Genomic DNA, 12,840 nt, shown 5'->3' with positions numbered 1-12,840 from the left:
AGTGATGTTACGGATATTCGCGATAAGATGACCGTTAAACTGCCTATAGATTGCTTAACCTCAGAGGCACCTGTTACTCCTCAAGAGCAAGCTGATTCTATGATGGCCTTAATGAAGTTCCATGACCATGTCTGTAAATATGTTTCTAAAGAGGCCCCTATTGATATAAAAATCATTTCAGGGTTGCTTTTATTGCTACGGCAGCATTTTGGCTTTAAGCGTCATGCTTCAGGCCAATTGTTTTATGTACGTGCGGTAGGCATTGCTCAAATAGTGGTAGATTGGGTTTTTCACTCGCCTAAAGTAATTTATGCTTCTTTGCTGTATGGATTGGTCCGTCGTACTTGTTTGCCGCTTTCTTATATCAAAGAACATTATAACTTAGGGGTGTATGCCTTTGTCTCCAATGTAGTAAAGATAGACAAACGGCAAGAACTAGATGACCCTTCCTTACTCTCTGTACAGAATCGATTGGAAAAAGCGCTTAAAGAAGATCATGTACAACTCTCGGTCCTTTTTATCAAATTAGCTGAACGGCTTTACGACCTACGCCATGCAGCCGGTTATACGCACCTAACACAGGTTCAGCATATGGCGCAAGAAACCCTCACCATAGATGTTCAAATAGCCAATAAATATTTAGGTCCAGAGATAGGCGCAGCACTAGAAGAAGCGGCTCAAGCGGCACTAAAGCTTTGTAAGGATAGAAGTATAGGGAAAGGATAAAAAGTATCTAATCGCAATTATTTTACAAGGGGCGTTTTTCTTTTTGTGGATAGCTCTACCAGAGTGGTGAATAGATGTGTTTTTTAACCTTGTTAATGTTTGTTTTATGGTTTGTTTAAATATGCCCCTCTATATAGTGGCGGCTTTTTTGGTATTAACCTTGGTAGTAGGGGTTTATTTTAGTAGAAAAAAGACCACGTTTCGAGAATATGCAGTGGGTAATAAGCAATTTGCTACTGCTACACTGGTAGCTACAGTCTTAGCTACTTTGTATAGTGGTGGGGGCTTGGTCTTTAATGTACAGCAAGTTCATAACCTTGGCATTTACTGGATTATACTTAATGTGGTTGTGAATAGTTTCAGCATATGGCTCTTTAGTCAGTTGATGTTGCGTATGGGGCCATTTATGCACAATCTTTCTCTTGCAGAGACCCTATGGTACATATTCAAGAATTATTACAGCGCTGGTTGGTATTTGTAGGTTTATCGTTGCAATTAGTATGCAAATTATCGCAATGGCGCACGCAGTTAGTATATGTTTAGAGCTCGATTTCTTTAATCCACGTATTATTACCATTTTTGCTACCTTAATCCTTATTTTTTATTCTATGTTTGGAGGCGTTCGTGCCGTTACAATTACAGATGTGTTGCAGTTTGTTACTTTTTCTATAATTATTCCATTTTTGGCCTGGTTTATGTTTAAAAAAACAGGTAAGTCTGTTCTAGAAGTCGTTTCTTTTATACAAACCCAAGAAAAATTTCAGTTTAGTAGTCTATGCCATTTTGATACTAAATTATTGCGTATGGTTGCGATGCTTTTATGTATTGTGGTTCCTGATCTGGGGGTCCCTGCAGTTATGCAAAGAGTCTATATGTCTTCTGGACCTAGTCAAGCCAAAAAAGTCTTTTGCTATACTAGCCTTTTTAGTGTTGTTATCACTAGTGTGATATTGCTGATTGGTCTATTTGTTTTTGTAAGTGATCCAGGGTTACTGATAAAAGATGTTTGGGATTATATCATCACTAATATTCCACCTATTCTTAGGGCTATGGTTTGTATCAGTTTACTAGCTATGGGTATGTCCACGGCTGATTCTTATTTAAACTCGTGTTCCGTTATGGTTAGCCATGATATTTTGGCCAGTACACATAAAGAAAACCAAAATACTGATCGACGTCAGCTGAAAATAGCCAGGTGGACTACCCTAATAGTCGGTTTATCTAGTATGTTCTTGACTTTTTATTCTAAGGATCTATTAAGTTTGCTTATGTTGTCTTTCGCTTTTTCACTTCCAGTAATCACTGCCCCATCTTTATTAGCTATTTTTGGTTTTAGAGGTACATCGCGTACTGCTTTAATAGGTATGGCCACAGGTGCGCTATCTATCTTAGCTTGGAATAAATGGATTAAATCTACTACTGATATAGATGGCGCTTTTGTTTGTATGCTAGCCAATGGCCTAGCGATGCTAGCTGCTCATTATCTTTTTAAACAACCGGAAGGTGCAGGTTGGGTTGGGCCAGATACTGATTTTAAACAAATGCAACAAGCCAAGGCTCGAAAAAGTGCAGAACGCAAAGAAGCAATAAAAAATGGTTGGGCCAATAGAAAAGCCACTTTGGCTAAGCTCAAGCCTAGCCATGCTACGATCGTATTTATTGGCTTTTACTTGGCCATTACTAGTCTAGTGACCCACTTTATAGCACCTGTTGCCTATAATGGTTCTTGGCTGATCGTGCAGCTTTTTGTAGCCGCTTTTTTTGTAGGCTATCCATTTATCTATGATATCTCTAAAACCATAAGAGGCATGCCCACTGGACTAGGTTGGCTGATTGGGTTAGTGGTTTATTTCCCTTTAAATTTGTTTTGGAATTGGTCCCATTCGGTAGACCCGATCTTTACAACATCTCTGTTTCTCTCCCATTTTGCCCTAATCTTATGGAGCTTGCCCCTTGATCTAGGGATAGCCGTTATAGTCGTTATCTTGTTAGTGGCCATTTATCCCATCTCTATTAGCTTTTCCTGTCCACTATTCTTCTCCTTATTACCCCTCTTGCTAGTGAGTTTATTGCTATTGGCCATTATTATCTGCTTGAAAGTTCGACAAGGTAATTATATGGCCCAACTAGTTTACCTAAGAAACCAAGAAGAAATTAGATCCGCTTAACAACTTAAAGCCTCTCTTTATGATGCAGCTTTGGTGTCTTCTCATGAGGGTAGTGTGCCCAAAGGTTATGGTGCTATCTTACATCAAGTAGTCCGTAAAGTTGAAGAATCGATATCCTTTTTAGATAAGGATATCCCGCTTTTTAAGGAAGATTTTCAAAGTATTATCAATAAGTTTTATGATTGGGTGACCTATTTTAATAGAAGAGAAAAGGCCAAAGAACATGCCTTGCTGCAACCTACTCAAATTACTTTAGATAAGCTGATGCGTAAGGTAGAGGTTGCTTTGTCGCAAGAGATAGGCAATCCCCCCAGACTATTGGTAGAAAAAACAGATCCTTCTGATCAGCAAATTGCCCCTATATGATAGGCGATATCCATCAAGTCGTCTATTTATTGGTAAAGGCTATACTACGAGTGGGTAGGTTAGCAGGCCCGAATGCACCGATTGTGCGAATACAGCTCCATCCTACTACTTTGCGGTTTAAGCAAGCAGATGGTATGGATAATATGCGTCCTACCTTTATGCACTTTCAAGCTACTGCTCTGGTAGTGAGTCAGTCTACTACGCCTGCTGAGCTGCTGCCAAAAATAAAAGCCTGTTATGATGAACCGAATCCTATGGACCCTAAAAGAGCCAGCCATCTGCCTCCATCTATAGATCTTGAGCAAGACACCATAGCTACTATGGTGCATGGCCATTATGGTTATTTGGAAATGGCTACGGATGTTAAACAACCCACGATATTGTTGGTATTGCCTAGCGATGTGACCCATATTCGAGATAAGATGGCCGTTGAATTGCCGCTAGACGCCTTAACCTCAGAGGCACCTGTTACTCCTCAAGAGCAAGCAGATTCCATGATGGCCTTAATGAAGTTCCATGACCATGTCTGTAAATATGTTTCTACAGAGGCCCCTATTGATATAAAAATCATTTCAGGGTTGCTTTTATTGCTACGCCAACATTTTAGCTTTAAGCGTCATGCTTCAGGCCAATTGTTTTATGTACGTGCGGTAGGCATTGCCCAAATAGTGGTAGATTGGGTCTTTCACTCACCTAAAGTGATTTATGCCTCTTTGCTTTATGAATTGGTACGTTATACTTGCTTGCCGCTTTCTTACATCAAAGAACATTATAATCTAGGTGTTTATGCTTTTGTTGCGAATCTAGTAAAGATAGATAAACGGCAGGAGTTAGATGATCCTTCATTACTTTTTGTACAGAATCGCTTGGAACAAGCACTTAAAGAAGATCATATACAACTCTCTGTGCTTTTTATCAAATTAGCCGAACGGCTCTATGATCTACGTCATGCAGCTGGTTATATCTACTTAACAGAGGTTCAGCATATGGCGCAAGAAACCTTTACTATAGATGTGCAAATAGCCAATAAATATTTAGGTCCAGAGATAGGAATAGCATTAGAAGTAGCTGCTCAAGAAGCACTAAATCTTTGTAACAATACAACTAAAAAAGATCAAAAGAAAGATTAAATATTTTTAGACTACTTCTTTTCTAATCAGCGCTAATAGGTGATTTACGGAACTTTTTACACAGGGCTTGATTTTTAACTTACTTTTTTATAAAAAAATGCCCTATGGCCTATGTATCAATGGTGGTCGTCCTTAAGTGGGCGCTATCGTCCATTCATTGCTGTAGCAAAAATAGACCCCAAAAACGGTATCTATCCATAATTTTGTCAGTAAATCAAACAAAAATAAAAAACACACCCATTTTTAAGCTTATGTAATACTTTAAAATATAGGTGGCCATATAGATACTTGATAGTAAGTAGATCCCTATTGAGTCCCGCAGTTTAACCCTGCTTCTTCTATCCTAGGTAGCTGCTATACTCATTGTTTATTACAATAAAATAAATTAAATTGCAGGTTCATTATCTTTTTATTTATCAGCCATAAATCCTATTACCAGTAGTGCAAGTGCTTTGGGTAGCCTTTTGGTGATTATGGCTTGCCTATATTTTAGGCCTTAAAATTAATTATAAATATTATAAAAATTATGATTAGTAAACGAACCATATTATTATTAATGGCGGTCTGGGTTTTTGCCGCTATCTACTATAAAGAGTACAAAAAAAAGCAAAAACTAATTGCTACACCTACGTTAAATAACCTATCTGTCCGTGCCATTAATGGTACCGACCCAGTAAGACTAGATGATATGAGCTCTGTTCAGGTGACTGGTAAAATATATGAAGGCTTGTATGCTTATCATGCTTTGAAAAGACCATTCCAACTCGTACCCAATCTTGCTCAAGAGATGCCTGCTATTTCTTCAGATGGTTTGATATATACTTTTAAAATTAAAAAAGGAGTTCTTTTTCAAGATGATCCTTGCTTTCCAAATGGTAAAGGCCGAGAGCTCAAAGCAGCTGATTTTGTTTTTAGTTTAAAAAGGCTGGTAGATCCTAAAAATCTAGTTCCTTATCTTGGGCTTATAGATGGTAAAATCAAAGGATTAGATGCATGGAAGCAACAGGCTGATTATGCACAAGAGGTAGAAGGTTTAAAAGCGTTGGATGACTATACCCTTGAAGTTACCCTTGTAAAACCTTGGGCGCTATTTTTACACTTTTTAGCTATGACCCCTGCTTCCGTAGTGGCCAAAGAGGCTGTCATCCATTATGACTCTGAGTTTTTAAATCATCCAGTAGGCACAGGCCCTTTTATCCTAGAGGGTGGCTTTAATCCCCAAGCTAAGCAATTAACCTTTGTCAAGAATCCTACCTTCAGAGAAAAATTATTTCCTACTGAAGGAGATCCTCTCTATCAACCTATGATAGATGCCTATGGCGGTAAACGCCTACCATTGGTTGACAAAGTGGTGACTGATATTATTACTGAAGAACAACCACGTTGGTTAAAAATGGAAAATGGAGAGATTGATATGCAACAGGTTGGTGATTCTGGCTTTGTATCTGGCCTGATTGATGACAAAGGTGAACTTTTACCAAAATGGAGCAAAAAAGGTTTGGTTTTGCACAAATCTCCTGGTCCTAGAACTGAGCTTTTTATTTATAATCATGATCATGAGCTTTTTAAAAATCTCTATTTAAGACAGGCCATGTCTATGGCTTTTGATAGAGAAACCTATAACCAGATATTCTATAAAGGTACTGCGCAAGTAGCACAATCTCTCGTACCGTCGCTCTTAATAGATGATCCCAATCCTTCGGTTGCTCGACATGGTTATAATATTAAGCGTGCCAAAGAATATTTGGCGCTAGCAGGTTACCCAGGTGGAGAAGGGCTACCTGTTATTACCTTAGATACCCGTTCTGAAACAAGCTATAAAGATAAGGCAGAATTTTTTGCCAAATGTATGGCTCAGATTGGTATAAAGATTGAGGTAATAACCAATATTTGGGCAGAGCTGTATAATAAAGTGCTTAAGCGTGCTACTATGATGCATACTATGACTTGGTCTGCTGACTACCCTGATCATGCTACCTTTTTTGAACTGATCAGTAATAAGCAACTGGTTGGCTTGCAGTATGCAAATCCTACTTTTAATGCACTGTTAGATCAAGCTATGGTAACAACCAATGATGCAGAAAGGAAGCGCCTATATCTAGCATTGAATAAAATGGTAGCTGAGGAGGTACCTATGATTCATGCCGTTCATCCTTCTATTCAAGTCTTGCATTATAACTGGGTTAAAAATGTTACCTGTAATGACTTTTCTCCATCTATAGATGAATATATGGCAGTAGATATGCAGCAAAAAGTTAACGCTATACAGTGATCTTGTCTAGATTTTGTCTAATGTATTAATACATATCCACCCTTGGGGTATTAAATAACTTGAATCTTTTATTTATTTTTTAGTATTTCATAAATGTATGCTAGATAGAAGAGGTTATTGACCCCGAAGGGTCAATAACCTCTTCTATTATTGTATGACTCCTCTTGTTTTATATTTTTTAAGAAGATTGTTCTATGCACTTTCCGTTATTGTAGGTGCCACCTTGTTAGTCTTTTGTATCTTTAATGTTGTAGTAGGAGACCCTACTGCTGTTTTATTGGGTAAATATGCCACGCCACAAGCTATGGCTAGCCTGAGCCATCAACTAGGTTTAGATAGACCATGGTACATCCAATATTGGGAGCTTTTAAAATCTGCTTTTACTTTTAACTTTGGCCACTCTTGGAGTACCAAACAGGCTATTTTAAGGACTTTTCAAACAGGAAGTTTAGTCTCTTTAACGGTTACACTACCCTCTTTTTTAATAGGCAATGGCTTGGTCATATGGGTTGCCCTTTGGATGACCCAATATAGGGGTACCATTTGGGATCGTCTTTTAGTTACTAGCTGCATCATCATGACAAGCATCTCTGTATTGGTTTACATTCTAGTGGGGCAAGTTTTTTTAGGTTGTAGGCTACGGCTTTTTCCAATCATGGGCTATAAAAATGGTTTATTCAACTGTGTTCCCTATATCATCCTGCCGACTATTATCTTGGTATTGCTTCATTTTGGTTATAGTTATCGTTTTTATAGAACCATTATGTTAGATGAAGTCTATCAAGACTATGTGCGTACTGCACGGGCAAAAGGGTTAGAAGAAAAGATGGTTTTATTTAAACATGTCTTTAAAAATGTCATGGTGCCAATTATTACCACGTTTGTCAAGGACTTGCCAACTTTGCTATTTGGTTATGTAGTGATAGAGAATTTTTTTGGCATACCAGGCCTAGGCAATGTAGTAATAGATGCCATCAGTTGTTGTGATTTTCCAACTATTAAGGCCGCCACTATCATGGCTGCTGTCTTAAGTGTTTTGTGCAATGTGGTGGGTGACCTCTTGTATACTTTGGTTGATCCGCGTATAAAATTATAATAGGGATATGCATAAAGATAATCTACTGCATCAGTTTGGTTTTAGTACAAAAGCTTTAATAGGTAAAAAATTAAATTTTTTTTGTTTTGTTACTTTATTGGGTTACACGCTAGTAGCACTATCCACTAAAATAGGGGTGCTAGCAGCTAACTGGCAGGCGGAAGTGGGTGCCTCTTATCAGCAACCTAATGCCATGCATTATTTTGGTACAGATATTTTGGGGAGGAGTGTCTTAGCCAAAGTTTTACATGGCACCGAAGTAGCCATCAGTGTTGGCTTTATAGTGGCCTTATTAGCGATTGCCATTGGGGCTACGCTTGGTATAGTAGCTGGTTATTTTGGTGGTATAATAGATACCTGTGTAGTTTGGCTTTATACAGTCTTAACAGCTATTCCCGCTATGATTTTGCTGATGGTGGTTGCCTTTTTGCTAGGCAAAGGTATGAAGAGTATTTGTATAGCACTAGCTATAATTGAATGGACAGAAACTTGTCGTTTGATACGAGGAGAAGTGATCCGCCATAAATCTAGAGAATATATTCAAGCAGCTTCAGCCATTGGCGCTAGTAGTGCCCGAAAAATTTTTGTACACCTATTGCCCAACATACTACCCTTGATGATTTATCAGTTTTCGTTGGTCTTCCAAACGGCTATCAAGCAGGAGGTCATCCTTTCTTATCTGGGTATTGGCATTCAAAATAAACCTAGTTGGGGTATTATGATTAGTGATGCTAAAACAGGACTGTTAAGAGGTGTTTGGTGGGAACTTTTTTTTGCCACAATGGCCATGTTTTTATTGGTGCTTGTGTTTAATATTTTAGCTGATGCATTACGTGATCTATTGGATCCGAAGTTAAAAGGTCGATAATATGAAACAAAAAATTCTTGAAGTTAAAAATTTAATGACCCAGTATTACACCGGAAAAAAGCTGGTAACTGTGGTTAATAATGTTTCTTTTGATCTTTTTTCGGGTCGTTCATTGGCCATTGTTGGTGAGTCTGGTTCTGGTAAATCGGCCATGGCTTTGTCGCTGATGCGGCTCATTGAGCCTCCTGTGGGTAAGATTACCGCACAGGGTATTTTTTTAGAAGGAAAAGATATTTTAACACTCTCGATAAAGGATATGCAAGAGATACGTGGTAACCGTATCTCCATGATCTTTCAGGAACCTATGACGGCACTCAACCCAGTGTTTACCATTGGCGAACAGATTATGGAAACCATTCAGTTGCATCAACAGGTTCCACCAAACGAGGCAAAAATACGTTGTATAGCTTTGTTAACTCTGGTGGGCATACCGGCTCCTCGTCAGCGTATGTTGGAATATCCTCATCAGATTTCAGGTGGGATGCGTCAACGGGTCATGATTGCTATTGCATTGGCTTGTGACCCATCTGTCTTAATTGCAGATGAGCCTACTACTGCGCTAGATGTTACCACTCAGGCGCAAATTATGGATTTGATGCAAAGGCTCCAAGCAGAAAAAGATATGGGTATTATACTCATTACGCATGACCTGGGAGTAGTGGCTGAAGTATGTCATGAAGTAGCCGTTATGTATAGCGGTAGCATTGTAGAAAAGAGTGAAGTGAAAGCCATTTTTAATGGACCCATGCATCCCTATACACAGGCATTATTGGATGCGATCCCTCCTTTATCTGTTCGTAGTCGTTCCCATAGATTGCGCACCATTGATGGCGTAGTACCTCCTTTATGTAATTTGCCCACTGGTTGTCCTTTTCAAGACCGTTGTCCTAACGTAAAGGATCAATGTAGGGATAATAAACCACTCCTAAAAGAGGTCAGTTGTGACCATTTCGTAGCCTGTTTTTATCCATTGAAAGGGAGCACTAAATAGTAAGAGGTATGCAGACCAATAAGGAAATTGTATTAAAAGTAGATCACCTATCTAAGATCTTTCCGATCAAGCATCATCTTTTGGGTCATAAGGTTGGACAAGTTTCTGCTGTAAATGATGTAAGCTTTACTTTATATAAGGGGGATACCTTAGGTCTAGTAGGAGAGTCTGGTTGTGGTAAAACCACACTAGGTAGAACTGTTTTGCGCTTGATTGAGCCTACTGATGGGCGTATTATTTTTGATGGGATAGATATTACCCACTGTAGCGCTAGTCAAATGCGTAACATACGGAGAAAAATGCAAATCATTTTTCAAGATCCTTATGCTGCTTTAAATCCTAGAATGTCCATCTATAAGATCCTAGAAGAGCCTATAGAAATTCATAGGCTAGCTGATAGCAAAGCAGCATTTATCCAGCGCATTTACAAACTTTTGGATTATGTCCAATTACCTAAAGCAGTTTTGTGCAAATATCCCCATGAGCTTTCTGGCGGACAACGCCAGCGCATTTGCATAGCAAGAGCCTTAGCCGTTGAACCTACCTTCATCGTTTGCGATGAAGCGATTGCTGCCTTGGATGTTTCGGTACAAGCTCAGGTGATCAATCTTTTAATGGATTTGCAACAAGAACTAGACTTAACCTATCTCTTTATTTCACATGACTTAAGGGTAGTCAAATTTATAGCCAATGATGTGGCAGTGATGTATTTAGGTAAGATTATAGAAGCTGCTCCAGCAGAAGAAATCTACCAAAACCCTAAACATCCTTATACGAAAGCACTTTTTTCTGCTATCCCTACGCTTGATCCATCTAAAAGCAGAGAACGAATTATCTTACAGGGAGCTGTACCAAGCCCAAGGGAGTTGCCTACTGGCTGTTATTTTCATCCACGTTGCTGGAAAGCTACAGAAAAATGTCATAACCTCGATCCAGCACTCATCAAACTAGAAGAAGAAAATCACGAGGTAGCCTGTCATTTTCCAGAAACAAATTAAATATGCAATCTATTACCAATATGCATCCACTGTCAGAGATCAAAAATCTTTCTACTTCAGATAATCAAGCAGTAGTCAGAGTTAGAGGGAGAGTCTTTTCTAAGAAAGACTGTGGGCGCGTCTTATTTTTGATTTTACGAGATGGTATCGATACCTTGCAAGCCGTTTTAGTAAAAAACAAAGAGACAACCCAGCTATCTATAGAAGATTATAACCTATTGCGTAAAATTGAAAATGAATCTTTTATTGAGTTACTTGGTCAAGTTTACTGCGCTGAAAAACCAGTTTTAGCTTGTTCTCAGCAATCAATTGAGTTGGCTATAACCGGTTATAAAGTACTCAGCAGGTCTGTATTAGATTTACCGATTACGCTCAAAGAAGCTGCCTTGACAGAAGATAAAAAAAATGAAAGTCACCTATTTTTTTCTGTTCATTATGTAAAACGATTGGATAATCGCGTATTGGATTTGCGTACCGATATAGCGCAAGCGATTTTCCGGATCAATGATGGTATATTGTTTCATATACAACGCTATTTGCGTGGTTATGGATTTATCGAAATCAAAACACCTAAGCTAATAGGCGGGGCCTCTGAAGGGGGAGCAGATGTTTTTAAAGTAGACTATTTTGGGAAACCTGCTTGCCTGGCACAGAGTCCTCAGTTATATAAACAAATGGCCATTATAGGTGATTTCAAACGGGTCTTTGAGGTTGGCCCTGTGTTTCGTGCAGAAAACTCTGATACCAATAGACATCTAACGGAGTTTATAGGTGTTGACCTTGAAATGGTTATAGATCAGAGCTATATGGAAGTAGTGCATCTGGTATATCAGCTATTGGTTGATCTCTTTGATGCATTAAGTATAAAATACAATCGGGAGGTTGATATTATACAGTCTTTTTTTGATGTCCCTGCCTTAACCTTTTCTCCAGAATTGGTTGTAGTTACTTTTGCTGATGCGGTTGCCTTATTAAAGGCTCATGGACAAGATAGGGAAGACTTAACTGATTTTTCTACTGAGGAGGAAAAGCAATTGGGCATTATTGTAAAAGAAAAATACCATACAGATTTGTATGTGATTACCGGTTATCCATCCAATGTACGTCCTTTTTATACCATGGTTGATACCTGTGATGGGAGATATACTCACTCTTATGATTTTATGTTACGAGGGGCAGAAATTCTTTCCGGTGCTCAGCGGATAGATGATTACAATACGTTATGCAAACGTGTTGCTGCGTTAGGCATAGAACCCAATAGCATCCCTCATTATTTAAATGCATTTAAATATGGTGCACCGCCCCATGCAGGTGTTGGTATGGGGTTAGAACGTATCTTAAAATATTTTCTAGGCTTACCAGATGTACGGTATGGTAACCTCTTTCCGCGTGATCCCAAGCGGTTACATCCTTAAACTCACATTCCGCACCAGTCTATTATTTGAAATTAGATTAATTTTTTGTATAACCCTTAGTTATATTTTCAGTTACATTAGGCTAGCCCCGTTTTGGCATGTTCCAAGAAGATCAAATTTTAGGCAGTTTAGTTCTAGATCATTTAGGCTTAATTTCCAGTGTAATAGATAAAATTGACCTAATCCCAAAAATAGATTCACGCTTCCCAGTAGCACACGAGAAAGGAGCTAAGCTCACGATGGGAGAACGAGTGTCTGCTATGATACTCAATGGTTTAGGATTTATGGACGATCGCTTATATATGTTCCCAGAATTCTTAGCCAATAAGCCAGTGGATAAGTTATTTAGACCTGATGTTACAGCAGATATGTTTAATGATGATGCTTTAGGTCGTTGTCTAGACGCCATTTCAGACTATGGTCCTACTAAGCTTTTTTCAGAAATTGCTTTTGAAATTGGGACGCAATTTAACCTACTTGGTAAAACAGCTCGTTTAGATACCACTAGCTTAACCGTATTCGGTGACTATGAGCAGTCAACAGTAGATAATTTAACTGAAAGCGGGCTAGATGATTTTAAGATCACGTATGGTTATTCCAAAGATAATAGGCCGGATTTAAAGCAAATGGTTCTTAACCTAGCTACGACAGGTTCAGGTTCTTTTCCGGTTTGGGTAGAAGCACATAAGGGCAATGCTTCTGATAAAGTTATTTTGCAAGAAGCAGCTAAACGGATGAAGGCATTTTGCAAACAGCTCAAAGATGCCCCTTCTTTTTTGTTTGTAGCAGATAGCGCTATGTATGAAAAGT

General features: G+C 38.7%; 12 protein-coding genes. All 12 read left to right on the top strand.

The genetic code is table 11. The features are described 5' to 3' along the window. The coding region (locus MUW74_RS03175) for an HD domain-containing protein (protein ID WP_243553065.1) at window positions 1–726 on the top strand (726 nt) is incomplete at its 5' end. A 106-nt stretch (window positions 727–832) separates the two neighbouring features. Then, window positions 833–1,207, top strand: a complete 375-nt coding sequence (locus MUW74_RS03170; protein WP_243518446.1) for a hypothetical protein — start codon at window positions 833–835, stop codon at window positions 1,205–1,207. A gap of 19 nt (window positions 1,208–1,226) precedes the next feature. Continuing rightward, window positions 1,227–2,894, top strand: coding sequence for a sodium:solute symporter (locus MUW74_RS03165; protein WP_243518443.1), 1,668 nt, complete (start codon window positions 1,227–1,229; stop codon window positions 2,892–2,894). Window positions 2,895–2,924: 30 nt separating this feature from the next. Then, the gene (locus tag MUW74_RS03160; protein WP_243518440.1) at window positions 2,925–3,260 is read left to right on the top strand and encodes a hypothetical protein; all 336 of its coding nucleotides are present in this window, start codon (window positions 2,925–2,927) and stop codon (window positions 3,258–3,260) included. Continuing rightward, window positions 3,257–4,390: an HD domain-containing protein gene (locus MUW74_RS03155; RefSeq protein ID WP_243518423.1), complete on the top strand. Its 1,134-nt coding sequence runs from the start codon at window positions 3,257–3,259 to the stop codon at window positions 4,388–4,390. The genes MUW74_RS03160 and MUW74_RS03155 overlap by 4 nt, the downstream gene beginning before the upstream one ends. Before the next feature lie 526 nt (window positions 4,391–4,916). Next, window positions 4,917–6,662 (top strand): ABC transporter substrate-binding protein, encoded by a 1,746-nt coding sequence (locus tag MUW74_RS03150; RefSeq protein WP_243518420.1) that lies wholly within the window; start codon window positions 4,917–4,919, stop codon window positions 6,660–6,662. Between the two features lie 154 nt (window positions 6,663–6,816). Continuing rightward, window positions 6,817–7,758 carry an ABC transporter permease gene (locus MUW74_RS03145; RefSeq protein WP_243518417.1) on the top strand — a complete coding sequence of 314 codons (942 nt, stop codon included), beginning with the start codon at window positions 6,817–6,819 and terminating at the stop codon, window positions 7,756–7,758. Window positions 7,759–7,765: 7 nt separating this feature from the next. After that, window positions 7,766–8,626, top strand: a complete 861-nt coding sequence (locus tag MUW74_RS03140; protein WP_243518415.1) for an ABC transporter permease — start codon at window positions 7,766–7,768, stop codon at window positions 8,624–8,626. Between the two features lies 1 nt (window position 8,627). Further along, a complete protein-coding gene (locus MUW74_RS03135; protein ID WP_243518413.1) occupies window positions 8,628–9,617 on the top strand; it encodes an ABC transporter ATP-binding protein in 990 nt (329 codons plus the stop codon). A gap of 8 nt (window positions 9,618–9,625) precedes the next feature. Then, window positions 9,626–10,615, top strand: a complete 990-nt coding sequence (locus tag MUW74_RS03130; protein ID WP_243518410.1) for an ABC transporter ATP-binding protein — start codon at window positions 9,626–9,628, stop codon at window positions 10,613–10,615. Window positions 10,616–10,617: 2 nt separating this feature from the next. Further along, window positions 10,618–12,030 (top strand): aspartate--tRNA(Asn) ligase, encoded by a 1,413-nt coding sequence (aspS, locus tag MUW74_RS03125; protein WP_243518408.1) that lies wholly within the window; start codon window positions 10,618–10,620, stop codon window positions 12,028–12,030. A 98-nt stretch (window positions 12,031–12,128) separates the two neighbouring features. Further along, on the top strand, window positions 12,129–12,840 hold a 712-nt coding region (locus MUW74_RS03120), incomplete at its 3' end, for an IS1634 family transposase (protein ID WP_243553064.1).

The sequence above is a fragment of the Candidatus Cardinium sp. cBcalN2 genome (assembly GCF_022810445.1).
Taxonomy (GTDB): domain Bacteria; phylum Bacteroidota; class Bacteroidia; order Cytophagales; family Amoebophilaceae; genus Cardinium.
Note: the sequence above shows the minus strand (reverse complement) of the source record. Positions and strands in the feature narration are given on the sequence as shown.